The 19,166-nt window shown below is 55.7% G+C and carries 19 protein-coding genes; 12 read left to right on the top strand and 7 right to left on the bottom strand.

The features are described 5' to 3' along the window. Positions 1-2: 2 nt before the first annotated feature. Genes GGE09_RS07050 through GGE09_RS07040 form a run of 3 tightly spaced genes read right to left on the bottom strand, consistent with a single transcriptional unit; the run spans position 3 to position 2,664 of the window. Positions 3-1,388, bottom strand: a complete 1,386-nt coding sequence (locus GGE09_RS07050) for a DUF2927 domain-containing protein (RefSeq protein ID WP_309745307.1) — start codon at positions 1,386-1,388, stop codon at positions 3-5. Next, entirely contained in the window at positions 1,385-1,828 is a 444-nt protein-coding gene (locus GGE09_RS07045) for a GNAT family N-acetyltransferase (protein ID WP_309745305.1), read from the bottom strand. Before GGE09_RS07045 ends, GGE09_RS07050 begins: the two co-directional genes overlap by 4 nt. After that, positions 1,825-2,664: a MoxR family ATPase gene (locus GGE09_RS07040; RefSeq protein WP_309745303.1), complete on the bottom strand. Its 840-nt coding sequence runs from the start codon at positions 2,662-2,664 to the stop codon at positions 1,825-1,827. The genes GGE09_RS07045 and GGE09_RS07040 overlap by 4 nt, the downstream gene beginning before the upstream one ends. A gap of 167 nt (positions 2,665-2,831) precedes the next feature. Here GGE09_RS07040 and dksA point away from each other — a divergent pair, with 167 nt between their 5' ends. After that, positions 2,832-3,254, top strand: a complete 423-nt coding sequence (gene dksA, locus GGE09_RS07035; RefSeq protein ID WP_309745301.1) for an RNA polymerase-binding protein DksA — start codon at positions 2,832-2,834, stop codon at positions 3,252-3,254. Positions 3,255-3,337: 83 nt separating this feature from the next. On the opposite strand, the gene GGE09_RS07030 is transcribed toward dksA, so the two are convergent. Genes GGE09_RS07030 through glmU form a run of 3 tightly spaced genes read right to left on the bottom strand, consistent with a single transcriptional unit; the run spans position 3,338 to position 7,192 of the window. Further along, positions 3,338-4,012, bottom strand: coding sequence for a DNA alkylation repair protein (locus GGE09_RS07030; RefSeq protein WP_309745299.1), 675 nt, complete (start codon positions 4,010-4,012; stop codon positions 3,338-3,340). Next, positions 4,009-5,832: a glutamine--fructose-6-phosphate transaminase (isomerizing) gene (gene glmS / locus GGE09_RS07025; protein WP_309745297.1), complete on the bottom strand. Its 1,824-nt coding sequence runs from the start codon at positions 5,830-5,832 to the stop codon at positions 4,009-4,011. Before glmS ends, GGE09_RS07030 begins: the two co-directional genes overlap by 4 nt. Position 5,833: 1 nt before the next feature. Further along, positions 5,834-7,192, bottom strand: a complete 1,359-nt coding sequence (gene glmU / locus GGE09_RS07020) for a bifunctional UDP-N-acetylglucosamine diphosphorylase/glucosamine-1-phosphate N-acetyltransferase GlmU (RefSeq protein ID WP_309745295.1) — start codon at positions 7,190-7,192, stop codon at positions 5,834-5,836. Positions 7,193-7,320: 128 nt separating this feature from the next. On the opposite strand from glmU, the gene GGE09_RS07015 reads away from it, so the two are divergent. The 9 genes from GGE09_RS07015 to GGE09_RS06975 all read left to right on the top strand — a co-directional run bounded on the left by GGE09_RS07015 (position 7,321) and on the right by GGE09_RS06975 (position 17,192). Further along, on the top strand, positions 7,321-7,986 hold the full coding sequence (locus tag GGE09_RS07015) for an HAD hydrolase-like protein (RefSeq protein ID WP_309745293.1): 666 nt from the start codon (positions 7,321-7,323) through the stop codon (positions 7,984-7,986). Between the two features lie 116 nt (positions 7,987-8,102). Beyond that, positions 8,103-9,302, top strand: a complete 1,200-nt coding sequence (locus tag GGE09_RS07010) for a DegT/DnrJ/EryC1/StrS family aminotransferase (RefSeq protein ID WP_309745291.1) — start codon at positions 8,103-8,105, stop codon at positions 9,300-9,302. Between the two features lie 174 nt (positions 9,303-9,476). Then, positions 9,477-10,643 carry an isovaleryl-CoA dehydrogenase gene (locus tag GGE09_RS07005; RefSeq protein ID WP_309745289.1) on the top strand — a complete coding sequence of 389 codons (1,167 nt, stop codon included), beginning with the start codon at positions 9,477-9,479 and terminating at the stop codon, positions 10,641-10,643. Next, positions 10,643-11,128 carry a hypothetical protein gene (locus GGE09_RS07000; RefSeq protein ID WP_309745287.1) on the top strand — a complete coding sequence of 162 codons (486 nt, stop codon included), beginning with the start codon at positions 10,643-10,645 and terminating at the stop codon, positions 11,126-11,128. The genes GGE09_RS07005 and GGE09_RS07000 overlap by 1 nt, the downstream gene beginning before the upstream one ends. 6 nt (positions 11,129-11,134) lie before the next feature. Beyond that, positions 11,135-11,941, top strand: a complete 807-nt coding sequence (locus tag GGE09_RS06995) for an EcsC family protein (protein WP_309745285.1) — start codon at positions 11,135-11,137, stop codon at positions 11,939-11,941. After that, entirely contained in the window at positions 11,941-13,503 is a 1,563-nt protein-coding gene (locus GGE09_RS06990; RefSeq protein ID WP_309745283.1) for a carboxyl transferase domain-containing protein, read from the top strand. The genes GGE09_RS06995 and GGE09_RS06990 overlap by 1 nt, the downstream gene beginning before the upstream one ends. 104 nt (positions 13,504-13,607) lie before the next feature. Further along, complete coding sequence (locus GGE09_RS06985) at positions 13,608-15,557, top strand: acetyl/propionyl/methylcrotonyl-CoA carboxylase subunit alpha (protein ID WP_309745280.1); 1,950 nt, start codon at positions 13,608-13,610, stop codon at positions 15,555-15,557. Continuing rightward, complete coding sequence (locus GGE09_RS06980) at positions 15,557-16,408, top strand: hydroxymethylglutaryl-CoA lyase (RefSeq protein ID WP_309745278.1); 852 nt, start codon at positions 15,557-15,559, stop codon at positions 16,406-16,408. The genes GGE09_RS06985 and GGE09_RS06980 overlap by 1 nt, the downstream gene beginning before the upstream one ends. 1 nt (position 16,409) lies before the next feature. After that, the gene (locus tag GGE09_RS06975; RefSeq protein WP_309745276.1) at positions 16,410-17,192 is read left to right on the top strand and encodes a crotonase/enoyl-CoA hydratase family protein; all 783 of its coding nucleotides are present in this window, start codon (positions 16,410-16,412) and stop codon (positions 17,190-17,192) included. Positions 17,193-17,196: 4 nt separating this feature from the next. On the opposite strand, the gene GGE09_RS06970 is transcribed toward GGE09_RS06975, so the two are convergent. Then, on the bottom strand, positions 17,197-18,120 hold the full coding sequence (locus GGE09_RS06970) for a sulfotransferase (protein ID WP_309745273.1): 924 nt from the start codon (positions 18,118-18,120) through the stop codon (positions 17,197-17,199). 156 nt (positions 18,121-18,276) lie between these two features. Here GGE09_RS06970 and GGE09_RS06965 point away from each other — a divergent pair, with 156 nt between their 5' ends. Next, positions 18,277-18,642, top strand: coding sequence for an NADH-quinone oxidoreductase subunit A (locus GGE09_RS06965; RefSeq protein WP_309745271.1), 366 nt, complete (start codon positions 18,277-18,279; stop codon positions 18,640-18,642). Beyond that, the gene (locus GGE09_RS06960) at positions 18,633-19,166 is read left to right on the top strand and encodes an NADH-quinone oxidoreductase subunit B family protein (RefSeq protein ID WP_309745269.1); all 534 of its coding nucleotides are present in this window, start codon (positions 18,633-18,635) and stop codon (positions 19,164-19,166) included. Before GGE09_RS06965 ends, GGE09_RS06960 begins: the two co-directional genes overlap by 10 nt.

The raw sequence follows: 19,166 nt of genomic DNA, 5'->3' as shown, positions 1-19,166 counted from the left end.
TGTTAACTTTCTTTTTGCGGCAAACGGGGCGGGAGCTTTGCGATGATCTCTAGCCGTTTGTTGATTTCGCTGGCGGGGTGGATGCCGTATTGGCCCCAAGCGATAGCTTCTTTGCGCAGGGCATTGGCTTCGGGAATGCGCCCACCGATTTTATATATTTCGGATTTCATTGCCAGCAAGCTGAACATCAAACGGCCGTTCTGGGCGGTTTTCGCCGCCACAAGGCCATTTTCGATGAACAACAACGCCTGACGGAATTCGCCAGCAGACATAGCAAGCGAGGCCATTTGCAAGCCTGCTTGCGCGGTGTGAATGTCATAAGGGCCGAAATTCTGGGCGAAATTGGCATAGGCGCGGGCGTAATCCCCTGCAGCCTCGGCGCCGTTTTCCCCCGCATTCACCCGCGCCCGCGCGTAATAGCTGAATCCCAATCGGTGGTCGGTGATCCCCGCCCGTTGGGCAATTCGAACCGCTTTATCTGCCGCGGCGATCCGCGTGGCCGTGGGGGCGCGTGGCCCAAGGGCGGTTTCGATTTGTTTGACCCAAGGTCCGGGCGTTTCCTGCAAACGCTTGGGCGCAAGCCCCGCGCCTTGGGGGTTCACACGGGCCAGAATGCGTGGCAACACGGCGGCGACTTCGTGTTTTGCCATGCCAGAATGCAATTCCGGCGCATACATGGCACGCAGGATCATCATATCATAGGGCGTCAAAACGATGTGGAAATTATCGTCGTTATAAACGGAATCAGGCAGACGATACAGATCATTCAGCGGCCCGATTGCCTGTGCCAATTCTTCGTGCAGACAATCGCGGGCGTCTTGGGGTGAAATATCCATCGGCATGAAAACGGCCGCACGACTGCGCACGTCAAGGGATGTCCAATCGGCACGGCGGTTAAAGCGGTTTTTGCGGAATTCGGCCCAACTGCCCATGCGGGGCACCACGATGCAGGCTGCACTGGGCGCTGCACGGTACAGCTGTTTTTTAGGCACCATTTCAATCACGATATTTGCCGCTGTCGCTGTTGAAACGCGGCTGATTGGCAGGTTGGCCTCGGTGCGTAGGCGTTCGATTAGTTTGTCCAAATCCCGCCCGACCACTTGGTTGGGGGCATTCACCAAAGCCACAGCAATCGGGCCTTCAAAACGGGACAGTCGCGCCAGATCCTGACCGCTTTCCAGCGCAAAGGTCAGGTCCAGAAACTCTTGGAAAATATCCACGTTAGACCGCGCCACCCCTGCGTCATTGGGCGGCGTGGTGAAGACCTTCATGGCGGGAAAGGCAGCCGTGGGGTCGGATCGCTTGGTAACGGCTGTAGAGTTGGGGCCCGAACAGGCCACCAAAACCGATGTTGTCAAACCCAAAGCTACGCCGCGCCATCCCATCATATGATCTGATACTTCACAAAGGGGGCCAGTTTGGCAACGCCGTCATAAAGTTTGCGCGCCACAGCATTGTCATTGGCGGTCATCCACCAGACTTGGGAACAATTGTGCTGTTTTGCGTGGGTTTCAACCGCGTCGATCATGGCTTTTCCCGCACCTGTTCCGCGAATTTCAGGGCGCACGTAAAGGTCGTTCAGATAGATGCGGTTTTCTTTTTCCCAAAATGACGTGTGGTACAGAAAGTTCACAATTCCAACCACGCCGTTTTCAGGTGTTTCGGCAACCATGGCGAACATGCCTACGTCAGGGTCCAGAATGCGCCGCCAACTTTCGGCATAGACGTCTTCTTCCCGGGTGGTTTCGTAAAACGCCAGATAATCGGCCCAAAGTTCGCGCCAGACAGGTTCATCCGCGGCGGTGACATAACGAACGATGGCGGTCATCGGTTGCCCCGCGCCATAAAGGCAAGACGTTCAAACAGGTGGACGTCCTGTTCGTTTTTCAACAGTGCGCCGTGCAGTTTGGGTAGGGCATCTTTGCCATCCCGTTTCATATCCGCAGGGTCAAGGTCTTCGACCAGCAGCAGTTTCAGCCAGTCCAGAACCTCGGATGTGCTGGGTTTTTTCTTAAGGCCCGGCGTTTCACGGATGTCGTAGAATTGGGTCAATGCCTCGGCCACAAGGGCGGGTTTGATGCCTGGGAAGTGAACATCGACGATTTGTTTCAATGTTTCAGTTTCAGGGAATCGGATGTAGTGAAAGAAACAACGGCGCAGAAAGGCGTCAGGCAGTTCTTTTTCGTTGTTTGACGTGATGATCACAATCGGGCGTTGTTTTGCCTTGATGGTTTCGCCTGTTTCATAGACGTAAAATTCCATCTTATCCAATTCCTGCAACAGATCGTTGGGGAATTCGATGTCGGCTTTGTCAATTTCGTCGATCAACAACACAAGGCGGTCTTCGGCTTCAAAAGCCTGCCAGAGCTTACCTTTTTTGATGTAATTTTTAACATCGTGAACACGTTCATCACCTAACTGGCTGTCACGCAAGCGGCTGACGGCATCGTATTCATACAGGCCTTGTTGGGCTTTTGTGGTGGATTTGATGTTCCATTCCAACAGCGGCAAACCCAGTGACGCGGCCACTTGCAGGGCCAGTTCTGTTTTGCCGGTCCCCGGTTCGCCTTTGACCAGCAAAGGGCGCTCTAACGCGATGGCGGCATTGACCGCGACGGTTAGATCATCGGTGGAAACATACTGTTGCGTACCTTCAAACTTCATTTTTCTGATTTTCCCTGATAGCTTAGGCGCAATCTAATGCCCCCTTCACAATGCTGCAAGACGAGAAGGAAGTGGGGTGACAATACGTTACGACTCGGATATTGGAGGCGCAAACGTTGGGTGAGAGCGTCATGGCATTACATAATGAATTATCAAGGGAGAAAAGAATGAAAGCCGAAGTCATTCTTGCTGCCGACTATCGTCCGGCTGATAGCGAGCCGTTTATGAACGAGCGTCAAACAGAGTATTTCCGTCGCAAATTGAAGGCATGGAAGTCGGATCTGTTGTCAGACAGCAAAGAAACTATCGAAGGTATGCAGGAAGGCGCGCGGAACATTCCCGATGTGGCTGATCGCGCATCCGAAGAAACGGATCGTGCGTTGGAACTGCGCACACGGGATCGCCAACGCAAGCTGGTTGCAAAAATTGACAGTGCTTTACGGCGCATCGAAGACGGCTCCTACGGGTATTGCGAAGACACAGGCGAGCCTATCTCGCTCAAACGTCTGGACGCGCGCCCAATCGCCACCTTATCGCTAGAGGCGCAGGAACGTCACGAACGCAAAGAAAAAGTTCATCGCGACGATTGATCGCCGATAAATCTTAAAAAACATTAAAGCCGATGCAGATTGCATCGGCTTTTTCATGGGTGGTTGATAGGGGGCGCGTGCCGCTACAGGTAAACGGCAGCATCCTTACGGGCAAACGGTTTCATTGCCGGACCAAAGGTTTCCAGAAAATGGCGAACCCTGTCCGGGTCGTGTTTGGACAGACTACGCAGCCACCAACTGACGGATTTTTGGATAAACCATTCAGAATCAGCCACATATTCGCCAGCCCAGCTAAGGATTCGTTCCCGTTGGGCCAGTTCTGCGGGCTTGGGGTGGGTGGATTTTGTCCAAGGTAAGGTGATGACCAAGGCCGCACGGCGCACCCAGAAATTTTCATCTTCCGTCCAGCTTTCCACCTGATCCAGCCGCTTTGCGTTCAAAAATAACCGCCGCGCGCCCGCACCACAGGCGTGATCCGCGATGGCCCAAGCGTCAAACTGGGGCACCCAGCGGCAGATTTCATCCCAGACCGCATCATCGGGATTGATCCGCGCCTGCGTCAGCAGTTTTGCAGCGGCAATACGGGCCTCATGGATGTTGCTATCCCAAAGAAAGGCCGCGATTTCAATTCGTTGCGGGATGTCTGTTTCCTTGCGCCACTCTTTGTACAAAACGTCTATTTGCGGGTTTGAAACACCCAGATAGGGACGCTCCCGTTTGTGATAAGCGGCCATTTCAGCCGCTTTGACCGGTTCCGCTAAGGCTTCGAGTTGGGCAAGTGCCTGTTGTGGGGTCATTCGACTGTCACCGACTTAGCCAGATTGCGCGGCTGATCTACATCGGTGCCTTTGTAAACTGCCGTGTGATAGGCCAGCAATTGGGCGGGAACCGCGTAAACGATGGGGGCAAACATGGGGTGTACAGTGGGCATTATGATGGTCTGCCAGGTGCCTTCACCTGCTTCTTTCGCGCCTTGGGCGTCGGTGACAAGGATGATCTTACCACCCCGCGCCATGACCTCTTGCATGTTGGAAACTGTCTTGTCGAACAGATCGTCCCGTGGTGCCAGAACCACCACCGGCATGTTTTCATCAACCAATGCGATGGGGCCGTGTTTTAACTCTCCACTTGCATAACCTTCGGCGTGTATATAGCTGATTTCTTTGAGTTTTAACGCACCTTCAAGGGCGAGTGGGAACATTGATCCGCGCCCCAAAAACAGCGCGTCGCGGGAATGAACCAGCTGCGCACAGGTGGCTTTGATGGTGGTTTCCTGTTCCAACGCAAGGTTCAAAATCCCCGGTAAACCATACAGGGCCGTGACCAATTCAGCCTCTTGCGACGCATCAATTTTGCCCCGTTGCCGTGCCGCCTGAATGGCAAGTGCGGCCAGAACCGTTAGCTGACAGGTGAAGGCTTTGGTCGAGGCAACGCCGATTTCAACACCAGCCATAATTGGCAGGGAAATATCCGACTCGCGTGAAATCGAACTTTCCGCCACATTCACGATAGCGACAGTTTTATCTACATTTTCGCTGCAATACCGCAGGGCAGCCAAAGTATCAGCGGTTTCACCGGATTGGCTGACGAATAATGCAAACGAATTTGCGCTTAATGGCGGTTCGCGGTAGCGGAATTCGGACGCTACATCCAATTCTACGGGCAGGCGGGCAATTTGTTCGAACCAGTATTTGGCCACATTACAGGCCAGATAGGCGGTCCCACAGGCCACCATAGTGATTTTCTCAATCTTTGAAAAATCCAGATCGGCGTCGGGCAGACGGATGGATTTGCCATCCCGCGCCACGTAATGTTTCACCGCCTCTGCCAGAACTGAAGGCTGCTCGGCGATTTCTTTGGCCATAAAGTGTTTGTAAATACCTTTGTCGGCACTGATCGCCCCATGGGAAATTTCGCGCATTTCGCGGTTGGCCAGCGCGCCAGAGGCATCGGTGATTTCTACGCCCTGACGGGTCACAACCGCAAAGTCGCCTTCTTCCAGATAGGTGACTTTATGGGTCATCGGGGCCAGCGCCAGCGCGTCAGAGCCCACAAACATTTCCCCGTCCCCATGACCAATCGCCAGCGGAGACCCCTTGCGTGCGGCCACCAGCAGGTCTTCGTGACCGTCAAACAGGAAGCACAAAGCATAAGCGCCGTCCAGACGGGCGACTGTCTGGCGGGCAGCCTCAATCGGGGCAATGCCTTGTTTCAAAAGCGTTTCGCACAGTTTAACAACCGTTTCTGTATCAGTCTGGGTTTCAAAAGTGACGCCCTGCGCGGACAGTTCAGCGCGCAATTCGCGAAAGTTCTCAATGATTCCGTTGTGAACCACAGCCACATCGCCCGCTTGGTGGGGGTGGGCGTTCTGCACATTCGGCGCACCGTGGGTGGCCCAACGGGTGTGGCCAATGCCAGCCTTGCCGCGGATCGGCTCATGCACCAGCAGATCGGACAGGTTCACCAGCTTGCCCACAGCGCGGCGGCGATCCAGCTTGCCGTTATGGACCGTGGCGATCCCCGCACTGTCATAGCCGCGATATTCCAGACGCCGCAGGCCATCCACCAGAATAGGGGCTGCTTCGTGATTGCCAAGGATGCCAACAATTCCACACATCTTATTCGTCCTTGTTTTGCGCAGCCTTGGCCGCACGTAATTTATTCATCAACCGCAGGGCCAAACCCGCTTTATTCACCTGTTTCGCACGGGCAATCCCCAGGTCCGCATCGGGGATATCGGATGTGACAACTGACCCCGAGGCCGTCATTGCATCATCCCCAACCCGCACAGGGGCAACAAGGGCGGTGTTTGACCCGATAAAGGCCCGCGCCCCGATCACCGTTTGATGTTTGAACACGCCGTCATAGTTGCAAGTGATCGTGCCCGCGCCGATATTAGCGTCATCGCCGATTTCTGCATCGCCCACATAAGACAGGTGGTTGATTTTGGCGCCTTCACCAACGATTGCGGCTTTTACTTCAACAAAATTCCCCACACGGGCACCATTGCCGATTTCCGCACCGGGGCGCAGGCGCGCATAGGGGCCGATGATCGCTTGCTGGCTGACGTGGCAGCCTTCAAGGTGGGAAAACGCCCGGATCAAAGCGCCGCTTTCGATGGTCACTTCGGGGCCGAAAACCACGTTCTGTTCGATAATCACATCGCGGCCCACATAGGTGTCATAGGCGAAAAACACGGTTTCGGGGGCTGATAGGGTGGTGCCGTTTTCCAACGCCTCTGACTGCGCTTGGGCCTGAAAAGTGGCTTCGGCGGCGGCCAGATCAACGCGAGAATTCACTCCCATTGTTTCCGCTTCGGGGCAGGTGATGGCCGCGCAGGGCAGATCGCGGGCGCGGGCCAGTCCAACCACATCGGTCAGGTAATATTCACCGCTGGCATTGGTGTTTTCCACCGCTGCAATCAGGTCAAACAGCACTGCACGATCAGCGCAGATTACGCCGGAATTACAAAGCGTTATAGCCATTTCTTCAGGTGTCGCGTCTTTGGCTTCAACAATCTTTTGCAAGCCGCCATCCGCGTCCAGTACCAACCGCCCGTAGCGTCCAGCATCGGCTGCTTCAAATCCCAGAACCACCACGCCAGCGCCTTTGGCTCTCGCGTCCATCATATTTTGTAAGGTTTCTTCGCGGATAAACGGCGTATCCCCGTAAAGCACCGCCACATCCCCGTCGAAATCTGCCAGAACTTCTGCGGCTTGTTGCACCGCATGGGCAGTGCCGAGTTGTTCGTCCTGTGACACCAACAAAGTTTCAGCGGCATAATCCCGCGCGGCTTCAGCCACCTGTTCACCGCCATGCCCCGTGACCACAACAATACGTTCCGCATCAATCGACTGTGCGGCCCGCATAGCGTGTACCAGCAAGGGGGCATGGGCCACTTTGTGCAAAACTTTGGGAAGGTCCGATTTCATGCGGCTGCCTTGTCCGGCCGCCAGAATTACCACTGCTACAGGCATTTTGCCCCCTGCTGAATTTATTGTTCTGTGTCACCTAGCCTAAATAAACCTGCACAAAAAGGGGGCACGGCTCAAGAAAACTTTCAATGCGTTACAAGCTGTGGCATGTGGGCGGAAAAGGGGATGTTATGAAGTCGGTAATTTTTGATCTTGATGGCACGTTGGCGGATACCAGCGCGGATTTAATCGCGGCGGCTAATGCCTGTTTTGATGCCATGGGGCAGGGCACGCCTTTGGATGCAAATACAGATGCATTGACGGCCTTTCACGGTGGGCGCGCCATGCTGCGGCTGGGGTTTTCACGGCTTGGGGTTGACTGGAATGAACCGATGGTGGATGCGCAATATCCCGTGCTGCTGGGGTATTACGCCGATCATATCGCAGTGCACACGCGGCTTTATCCCAATGTTGTGCCCGCGCTCGAAGAATTGAAACGGCGCGGTTATCTGCTTGGCATCTGCACCAACAAACCCGAAGGTCTGGCCGAAACTCTGATGGGCCAGCTTGGCGTGCGCGACATGTTTGCCGCCTTGCTGGGGGCAGATACATTGCCCGTGCGCAAACCTGATCCTGAACATCTGTGGGAAACCATTCGCCGTGTGGGCGGCGATCTGGGGCGATCCGCGCTGATCGGGGATACGGATAACGACCGGTCTGCTGCACGAAATGCCAATGTTCCCAGCGTCTTGGTCACATTTGGGCCAACGGGGCAGGCGGTGTCAGACATGCAGCCAGAGGCGCTGCTGGATCACTATGACAACCTGCCCGATCTGGCGGATCAACTGATCCGGTAGCAATCCGTTTTCACATATCCCGAAGCCAGCTTTGAAATGTATCACATCAAGACCCGCGCCATTGATCTTTGCGTGGTGATCCTGTTGGTTGCGATCACAGGAAAAGGTCCACAGCCATGACGCAAAACTTCACTGGAAATTTCACCCAACAAGAATCCCTGCCCGAGGAGTCGATCCAAGCCGCAATTGCAGTCATGCGGCACGGGCGTTTGCACCGCTATAACCTAGCTGAAGGAGAGTTGGGTGAAACCGCCCTGTTGGAACAGGAATTTGCTGCGTTTACAGGGGCAAAATACTGCCTCGCGGTGGCCTCTGGCGGTTATGCGCTGGCGGCGGCGCTGCGGGCGGCCGGGGCATCACAAGGCGATACGGTCCTGACAAACGGCTTTACACTGGCCCCGGTGCCAGGGGCAATTGCCAACGCAGGCTGCACCCCTGTCTTTGTAGAGGTCACGGAGCAACTGGTGATGGATCTGTCTGATCTGAAGGCCAAAATTGCCTCTAGCGGTGCGAAATTCCTGATGCTCAGCCATATGCGCGGCCATATCGTCGACATGGATGCGCTGATGGCCATTTGTGATGTTGCTGGCGTCAAAGTGATCGAGGATTGCGCCCACACCATGGGGGCCGCATGGAACGGCACCCCCAGCGGTCGCCACGGAATTGCGGGTTGTTATTCCACACAAACCTTCAAACACCTCAACTCGGGCGAGGGCGGATTACTGGTCACCGATGATGCTGAACTGGCGGCAAAAGCCATCATGTTATCGGGCAGTTACATGCTGTTTGAGCGCCACTCGGCAGGGCCAGATGCGTCGGTGTTTGACAGTATCAAACTGGAAACCCCCAATTGTTCAGGCCGCATGGACAACCTACGCGCAGCTATATTACGCCCGCAATTGCGCAATCTGAACACCCAATGCGCTGCATGGAACGCGCGCTATCAACGGATTGAACAAGGCTTGCGTCACACACCGGGCCTGCAACTGATCGAACGCCCTGACGCTGAATCCTATGTCATGTCATCCTTTCAGTTTTTATGCCCTGATTTTACCGCTGCACAAATGTCCGCCCTCCAGCAGCGCACGGCCAAGCGTGGTGTTGAATTAAAATGGTTTGGCGCGGATCAGCCCGTCGGCTTCACCTCGCGCCATGACAGTTGGCAATATGTGACCGCGCAAAACTTGCCACAAACCGATAGAATCCTTGCAGGGTTGATGGATATGCGGCTGCCGCTAACCTTTTCCCTAGACGATTGCGATCTGCTGGCTCGGATCATTCGCGAGGAGGTCAGCCTGCTGTTTCAGGCAGGCTAACCCCGCACTCGCTAAATACTCCTTACCCGAACCCCAGCCTCTTTTTGGGTCAAATATCCAATTCCGCCCCGTCCCCCAGAACGGGCATTTCAAGTCATTCTATTCTGACTAGACAAACGCAAATCCCGCTCCTATTATGTGAACAACTGTTCAATTAATCTTCTGGGAGCCCGCATGTTCACCTCTTCAATGAATTTCGCCTGTGGCGAGGAAATCGAAGCCCTGCGCGATATGGTCCATCGTTGGGCACAAGAGCGGGTTGCGCCAATGGCCGCTGAAATCGACAAGACCAACGCTTTCCCTAATGAACTCTGGCGTGAAATGGGCGATCTGGGATTGCTGGGCATTTCGGTCAAAGAAGAATACGGCGGTGTCGATATGGGTTATCTGGCCCATACGATTGCGGTTGAAGAAATCGCACGGGCCTCGGCGAGTGTGTCTTTGTCTTACGGCGCCCATTCCAATCTGTGTGTGAACCAGATCCACCTGAACGGGACCGAGGAACAGAAACACAAATACCTGCCAAAACTGATTTCCGGCGAAAATGTCGGTGCCTTGGCCATGTCCGAGGCTAGCGCTGGTTCTGACGTTGTCTCCATGAAGCTGAAGGCGGAAAAGAAGAATGGTTACTACACGCTGAACGGGACCAAATACTGGATCACCAACGGCCCTGACGCCAATACTCTGGTGGTTTACGCCAAAACCGACCCCGAAGCAGGGCCAAAAGGCATGACCGCCTTTATCATCGAAAAAGAGATGAAGGGTTTTTCCACCAGCGCCCATTTTGACAAACTGGGTATGCGTGGATCAAACACTGCTGAACTGGTGTTTGACGATGTAGAAGTCCCCTTCGAAAACGTTCTGGGCGAAGAAGGCAAAGGCGTGAATGTGCTGATGTCCGGCCTTGATTATGAACGGGTGGTTCTGTCTGGCATCGGTGTTGGCACCATGCATGCGGTGCTGGATCACATCATGCCCTATATGGTGGAACGCAAACAATTCGGCCAGCCCATTGGCAGTTTTCAACTGATGCAGGGCAAGATTGCGGATATTTACGCGGCGATGAACTCGGCGCGGGCTTATGTCTATGCGGTGGCCTCGGCTTGTGATCGGGGGCAAGTGACCCGTCAGGACGCAGCCGCCTGTGTTCTGTATGCGTCGGAAAAGGCGATGGAGGTTGCCGTTCAGGGTGTGCAGGCTATGGGCGGGGCAGGGTTCCTGAACGACAGCCCGCTTAGCCGGATCATGCGCGATGCCAAGCTGATGGAAATCGGTGCAGGCACATCAGAAATCCGTCGCATGTTGTGTGGCCGTGAACTGATGAAGTTGCAAGACGCATAATGCGTGCGCGCGCAATCATAGCAGTGACCGCTTTGACGGTTATACAGGGGGGCGGTGCGGCTGCTCAAGGTTCTGTACAGGATCAGGCGGTCGCTTGTCTTTCTACTATGGGCGCGCAAACCACTTGGGATCAATGCCGTGGGGCGCTATTTGAACCCTGCGCACAAGACGCGGTGGGGTCAGCGCCCCATCTGGCCTGCCTGCAAGTTCAAAAGACCGACTGGCGCGGGCATCTGGATGCCAAAACGGAAGTCTTAAATGCCCGACTGACACCAGAGGGATCAGGCCAGTTAAGTGAACTTCTGGGCCAGTGGTTCGGCTTTGTGGGCAATAAATGTAGTGCCGTAGCGCAGGCCAAAGCAGACATCAGCGCCGATGCGGCGATGCTTGGCTGTGAAATCAGCGAATTTGCGGGGCTGGCCACAGAATTTGACAGCTGCTTGCAGGGCGATTCCACGTCGCCCTATTGCACCTTGAAAGAGTAGTTGCAGATGGCAGATAAACCACTTTCCGCCAAATCCATGCAAGCCTCGCTTGATCGGGTGATCGCCCGTCAGCGCGATTACGAATCCCGTCGCCCGACGCGGTTGGGGCGGGGCACGGAATGGGCTACGTCACTGTTCGGCCCGATGGTGGGTAGGTTTGTGAAACCTGAATGGGTACGCATGGCGATTGATGCATCTGATGCATCGGCGTCTTATACTTTGCCAGTGATTTCCCATGATTTTGAGGTTCTGGACGATTGTGACGCCGCCGCCCGTAAGGTGCAGGCTTGGGCGCAGGGACTGAATGCTTCTTCCGGTTTTGCGGCAGGTGTTTGGGGGGCTGCGGGGCTGGCTGTAGATGTGCCCGCTACGCTGGTTCTGGCGGCACGTACTGTGCGGGCCACGGGGGCTGCCTATGGGTTTGACGGGGATGGTGCTGATGAGCGGGCTTTTCGTCTGATGGTGCTGGAAGTTGCCAGTTCCGGTGCCTCTGAAAACCGCGAGGCCACGTTGAACCGCATGAACAAAGCCGCCAAAACCCTGTCTGATCCAGTGCTGCGTCAGGCTGTTGACAGCTCGCTTGATTGGGTGGGCAGCAAGGTGGTTGACCGCATTGCCCGCCAGTTGGGTGTGTCCCTTGTGGGGCGCAAAATGGGGCAGGTGGTGCCAGTGGTCGGCGGTGTTGTCGGGGCCACGGTCAACGCCAGTTTTCAAACCGATGTCGCCCGTGCCGCCCGCTATGCTTATTCACTGCGCTGGATGATGGCGCGTAACTTGTTGCCACCTCCGGAAAAGAACGAGGAAACTGACTAATGGATGCCAAAGAAACCCATCTGGCCTTGCTAGAGACCATCGCACAGGCGGCACAAGCCGCAGCCCTAGGGGGCGGTGACAAAAGCCGTGAACGCCATGTGTCACGGGGCAAAATGTTGCCGCGGGACCGGGTTGCCAACCTGCTGGACGCGGGATCGCCGTTTCTGGAAATCGGCGCAACTGCGGCCCATAACATGTATGATGGCGCTGCCCCATGCGCGGGGCTGATTGCGGGGGTGGGTCAGGTTCATGGCCGCCAAGTCATGGTGGTCTGTAATGATGCCACCGTAAAAGGCGGCACTTATTATCCGATGACGGTGAAAAAGCACCTGCGCGCGCAGGAAATAGCCGAACAGAACCATCTGCCCTGCGTCTATCTGGTGGACAGTGGCGGCGCGAACCTGCCCAATCAGGACGAGGTTTTCCCTGACCGCGACCATTTCGGCCGGATATTTTTCAATCAAGCACAGATGAGCGCCAAAGGCATCGCCCAGATCGCCGTGGTGATGGGGTCTTGCACGGCGGGGGGGGCCTATGTGCCAGCCATGTCCGATGTGTCGATCATCGTCAAAGAACAAGGCACGATCTTTCTGGCGGGACCGCCATTGGTAAAGGCCGCCACAGGCGAGGTGATCAGTGCCGAGGAATTGGGCGGTGGTGATGTGCACACCCGTCTGTCCGGTGTTGCGGATTATCTGGCTGATGATGATGCCCATGCGCTGGCGCTGGCCCGTCAAGCCGTGGCAGGGCTTGCCCCGCCAGTAAAAGCAGTGCTGGCTGAACGCGCGCCCAAAGCCCCAGCATTTGATCCAGCTTCGGTCCTTGATGTGGTGCCAGCCGACCTTAAAACCCCTTATGACATCCGCGACGTGATTGCGCGGGTTGTGGATGGATCGGTGTTTGATGAATTCAAAGCCCGTTTTGGCACCACACTGATCTGTGGTTTCGCCCATATCGAGGGCATGCCCTGTGGTATTATCGCCAACAATGGCATTCTGTTTTCCGAAAGTGCACAAAAAGGCGCGCATTTTGTGGAACTCTGTTCCCAACGCAAAGTGCCGCTGATCTTTTTGCAAAATATCACAGGCTTTATGGTCGGTAAAAAGGCCGAGGCCGAAGGCATCGCACGCCACGGGGCCAAGCTGGTGACAGCCGTGGCGACCACGTCTGTTCCCAAAATCACCATGGTGGTTGGCGGGTCATTCGGGGCGGGCAATTACGGCATGGCGGGGCGGGCCTATTCGCCGCGGTTTATGTGGTCATGGCCCAACAGCCGGATTTCCGTGATGGGCGGAGAACAGGCGGCAGGGGTTCTGGCCACGGTGAAACGGGACGGAATGGAGCGGCGCGGCGAAGACTGGTCACAGGACGAAGAAGCGGCGTTCAAACAGCCGACCCTTGATATGTTCGAGGTACAAAGCCATCCGCTTTATGCCTCGGCGCGGTTGTGGGATGACGGAGTGATCGACCCGCGCAAATCCCGCGATGTGCTGGCTTTGTCGCTGCGGGCCTGTCTGGACAAACCAATTGAGGACACCCGCTTCGGTGTGTTCCGCATGTAATTCAACGCATTAAATGATCACGCGGGGGCCAGCCCCCGCACCCCAGAGGTATTTCGGCTCAAAAGAAGACCTTGCTTTTGGGCAAAATTGGAGACGGTGTCGGGATGTTTAACAAGATTTTAATAGCCAATCGGGGCGAAATCGCCTGTCGTGTGATTGAAACCTGTCGCAAGATGGGTGTGGCCACTGTGGCGGTGTATTCCGATGCGGATGCGCAGGCCCGCCATGTTGCGATGGCAGATGAAGCGGTGCGGCTGGGGCCAGCGCCTGTTGCGCAAAGTTATCTGCGGGGCGATGCGATTATTCAGGCGGCGCTGGATACAGGGGCACAGGCGATCCACCCGGGTTATGGGTTCCTGTCGGAAAACCCTGATTTCGCACAAAAACTGGCGGATGCGGGTTTGGTGTTTATCGGGCCAAGTGCGGATGCAATCCGCGCGATGGGGTTGAAAGATGCAGCCAAGGCGCTGATGGAAAAAGCAGGTGTGCCGGTGGTTCCGGGCTATCATGGGGACAATCAGGACGACGGGTTTCTGGCGGAACAAGCGGGTCAAATCGGCTATCCTGTGCTGATCAAAGCGGTCGCTGGCGGCGGTGGCAAAGGCATGCGTCTGGTTGAGTCGGCTGGCGAATTTGTTGAGGCTTTGGGCTCTGCCAGATCCGAGGCCGCAACTGCCTTTGGCAATTCTGACGTGTTGGTGGAAAAATTTGTTCAAAACCCGCGTCATATCGAGATTCAGGTGTTTGGCGATACCCACGGCAATGCGGTGCATTTGTTTGAACGGGACTGCTCGCTTCAGCGCCGCCACCAAAAGGTGATCGAAGAAGCGCCTGCGCCTGATATGCCAGACGCTGTTCGCGCAGCCATGGGGCAGGCGGCTGTTCTGGCGGCTAAGGCGATCGGCTATTCTGGTGCAGGTACGATTGAATTCATCGTGGACGGGTCTGGCCCGCTGCGCGAGGACGGGTTCTGGTTCATGGAAATGAATACGCGCCTGCAAGTGGAACACCCTGTGACCGAGGCGATTACGGGGCAGGATCTGGTGGAATGGCAATTGCGTGTGGCCAGCGGTGAGGTTTTGCCGAAAACGCAGGATGAACTGTCAATCAATGGCTGGGCTTTTGAGGCACGGATTTACGCAGAAGACGCTGCCAAAGGGTTCTTACCTTCTATTGGGACGCTAAGCCATTTGGAGTTTCCGACCACTGCGCGGGCAGATACTGGCGTGCGGGCAGGGGATGCGATCACGCCCCATTATGATCCGATGATTGCCAAACTGGTGGTGCATGGGGCGACCCGCGCACAGGCGCTTGGTAAGTTGGAACAAGCTTTGGCGCGAACCGAAGTTGCGGGCTGCACCACGAATCTGGGATTTTTGGGCGCGTTAACGCGACACACAGATTTCGCGGCAGGGCGTGTGGATACAGGTCTGATCGGGCGCGATCAGGAAATGCTTGTGGCCGAGGATGCCCCCACGGCGCTGCATTGGGCCATCGCGGCGATTAAGGCGACAGGTCTGGATCAACGAGGGCTGCAAATGGGGTTCTCTGTTTGGGAACCGCTGGCGCGGACGGTGCGTCTGGATCACAAAACGGGATCGCAAGATGTGGTGCTGCGCTGTCTGGCGCAGGATTTGGTGTCCTGTACGATTGAGGATCAGGTTCTAGAGGTGCAGACCACTGCGGGATGGTTGGTGGATGGATTGAAACCCGATATCAATCCTGTTGCCCATGCCACGGGCGTCAGCCTGTTCGGCGCGCAGACCCATCACTTTACCTTGCACAACCTGCTGGATCGTGGCGCAAATGAAGAACAGGGCGCGGGTACAATCTTTGCGCCAATGCCGGGGACCGTCAAGGATGTGATGGTGGCTGCGGGTGATACCGTCAGCAAGGGCGATACGCTGGCGATTCTTGAGGCGATGAAGATGGAACACCGCATGACAGCGCCGTTTGATGGCATAATTGCCGAGGTGCAGGCTGTCAAAGGCGGGCAGGTCATGGACGGTGCGCTGCTGATCCGCATGGAAGACCCAGCAGAGGAGGCCGCATAATGGCCCATCATGCCGAGATATTTGAGGTCGGTCCCCGCGACGGGCTTCAAAATGAAAAGGTAATGATTTCAACTGCTAATAAGGTGAAACTAGTGGATATGTTATCTGCCTGCGGCTTTCGGCGGATTGAGGTGGCCAGTTTTGTGTCGCCAAAATGGGTGCCGCAAATGGCGGATAGTGCGGATGTGCTGGCGCAGATATCGCGGGCTAAGGGGTGCAGCTATGCGGCTTTGACCCCGAATATGCGTGGGTTTGATGGGGCGAAAGCGGCCAAAGCCGATGAAATCGCGATCTTTGCCTCTGCTTCCGAGGGATTCAGTCAGGCGAATATCAATTGTTCTGTGGCGGAAAGCATCGAACGGTTCGTGCCCGTAGTTGAGGCGGCAAAAGAAGCGGGTATTCCCGTGCGCGGCTATATTTCCTGCGTCACGGATTGCCCGTTTGACGGGCCTACGCCGCCTGCAATAGTGGCCAAAGTGGCCGCCGCGCTGCGGGATTTCGGCTGCTATGAAATCAGCTTGGGTGACACCATCGGGCAGGCGACCCCTGAAACGATTATCGCAATGCTAAAGGCGGTTCTGGCAGAGGTTCCCGCCGTTAAACTGGCAGGGCATTACCATGACACATCGGGGCGGGCGCTCGAAAATATCCGCGCCTCTCTTGATCTGGGGGTGAAGGTGTTTGATGCCTCTGCAGGGGGATTGGGCGGCTGCCCCTATGCGCCGGGTGCATCCGGCAATGTGGCAACGGAATCAGTGGCTGATGTTTTGCAAGCCGCTGGGTTTGAAACAGGAATTGACCTGACGGCCTTGGCCAAAGCGGCGGATTTCGCCCGAACTTTGAGGACTTAACGTGTTTGAAACTATTACGCTAAAGACTGATGATCGTGGTGTTGCAACGCTGACGCTGGCGCGGGCGGAAAAACATAACGCGATGAATGCGCAGATGATTAACGAATTGACGGTGGCCGCGGCGCAGATTGCTGCGGATGCTGCGATCCGTGTGGTTGTTCTTGCCGCCGAAGGGCGCAGCTTTTGTGCGGGCGGTGATCTGGGCTGGATGAAGGATCAAATGGCCGCAACGGCGGATCAGCGGGCAGCTGGCGCGCGTGAATTGGCCACGATGCTGGGGGCGTTGAACACATTGCCAAAACCGCTGATCGGGCGGGTACAGGGGCAGGCGTTTGGCGGTGGCATCGGGATGATGTCGGTCTGTGATATTGCCATTGGCGTGCCAGATACAAAATTCGGCCTGACAGAAACGCGGCTGGGTCTGATCCCCGCAACGATTTCGCCTTATGTGATCAAACGCATGGGGGAACCGATGGCGCGCCGTGTAATGATGTCAGCCCGCTTGTTTGACAGTGCCGAGGCGCAGACCCTTGGTCTGTTGGCGCGGGTTGTGGCTGTGGATGCGCTGGACGACGCGATTGAGGCTGAAATCAAACCCTATCTGGGGGTGGCGCCACGCGCTGTGGAAAAAACCAAACGGTTGATCCGCGGGCAAGGAGGCGAGATCAGTCAAGCCCAGATCGACGCCAGCATTGCGGCGCTGGTCGAGGCTTGGGAGGATTCAGAGGCATCAGACGGGATTAATGCGTTTTTTGCCAAAGAAAAGGCACCTTGGGCGCAATAGGCGGCTATTCCAGCTGGGTTAGGTCTTTCAGCCAGCTTTCAGGCAAATCCCCTGCAAACAGATCGCGGCAATAGGTGTATTGATCCGCCAGACGGTGGATCATTTCCGCGCGCAATTCGGGGCTAAGCGGCATTTTTACCGAGACATTGCGCGAGCGTTCAAATTTTGCGGGCAGGGGCTGAATATTCAAAAAGCTGCAAATGCCGTTGATGGCCGCTGGCGTGAATAGGGTTTCATAGAACTGAAAATGCAGGTTTTCCGCTGAGAATTCTGCCCGCAGGTTGCGTATGGCACGCACATAGTCATACCGCTCTGTGTACAGCTTTTTGTCAAACGCCCCGTCGATTTTGGGCTCAAGTTCTTCCAAAGTTTCAAACTTTTCGGAAAACCGCAGTTGCGACCACATGCGATCCACCGGATTGCGCAGCAGGAAGATGATTTTGGCACTGGGGTATTCGCGCCGGATCAAGGCCAGTTCTTCGCGGTCCAGCGCGCAATAGGCGGGGGTAATTTCGCCAAAAACCTGTTCGCTGGTGACGCGGCGACGGAAAAAACGGCGGTAGCCCCCGATGCTGGTGCCCATCCTGATGCGGTCGCGCAGGGCAACCGCGCCTTTTTGCGGCAAATCGGGGTTGTCCAGCATCTCGGACTCGCGTTTGGCCAGCTTTTTGCGAAACATGGATTGGGGCCAATTGTCATCGCGGTTGCGATTGCCCCAAAAGTGCATTTCCTTGATCGGGGAAAAATAGACCTCTGGATGGTCGCGCAGATAGAAAGACAACCATGTTGTGCCTGCTTTTTGCGCACCCACTCCCAGAAAAAAGGTACGGCCTTTTAAAATTGCAAGGTTTTCGGCCAATTCAACGCTCTTTTTAGGCTTGGGACTTGCATAAAAGGCTACGCAATCGTCATTGTGGGAACAAGGCATTTCGGCTCTCTGACCGCACCAAGACCGCCTGTCGTCGGACATTCGCCACTTTCTTTGGCCTCAGGCGTCAAAACGGGCTGGCGATTGGTTGACCTTGGTTCGGGGCAGGGATAGTTAAACGATGCCGACAACCAGATTTGCGCGAAGGAGTCGCCCATGGAAGACCTGCTCAGAGAATACCTGCCGATTTTGGTGTTTCTGGGGATAGCTTTGGCCCTTGGCCTTGTGCTGATCCTTGCAGCGGTGATCATCGCGGTGCGTCACCCCGATGCAGAAAAAACATCGGCTTACGAGTGTGGCTTTAACGCATTTGACGATGCGCGGATGAAATTCGACATCCGCTTCTATCTGGTTTCCATCCTGTTCATCATTTTCGATCTGGAAGTTGCCTTCCTGTTCCCTTGGGCCGCGTCGTTCAAGGATCTGGGCGTTCTGGGCTTTTGGTCGATGATGGTTTTCCTGGGTGTTCTGACAATTGGCTTTGCATATGAGTGGAAAAAAGGAGCACTGGAATGGGAGTGAGCACAACTGCCAACACCGCTGGTGTGGATAAAGACGTTGCAACCCGTGCCTTGAACAACGAGTTGCAGGACAAAGGTTTTCTGCTGACCTCGACCGAGGATATCATCAACTGGGCGCGCACAGGTTCGCTGCACTGGATGACATTCGGTCTGGCCTGTTGCGCTGTGGAAATGATGCACACCGCCATGCCGCGTTATGATATGGAACGGTTTGGCACTGCACCCCGTGCCTCCCCCCGTCAATCAGACCTTATGATTGTCGCTGGCACCCTCACCAACAAGATGGCACCTGCGCTTCGTAAGGTTTATGACCAGATGCCCGAGCCTCGTTACGTGATCTCTATGGGATCTTGCGCAAACGGGGGCGGGTATTATCATTACAGCTATTCCGTTGTGCGCGGCTGTGACCGGATCGTACCTGTAGATGTTTATGTGCCGGGCTGCCCCCCATCAGCCGAGGCGCTGCTCTACGGTATCCTGCAACTGCAACGCAAAATCCGCCGCACAGGCACTATTGTTCGCTAA

The sequence above is a fragment of the Roseobacter sp. N2S genome (genome assembly GCF_031454055.1).
Taxonomy (GTDB): Bacteria; Pseudomonadota; Alphaproteobacteria; order Rhodobacterales; family Rhodobacteraceae; genus Amylibacter.
This window is presented reverse-complemented; position numbering and strand designations above follow the sequence as displayed.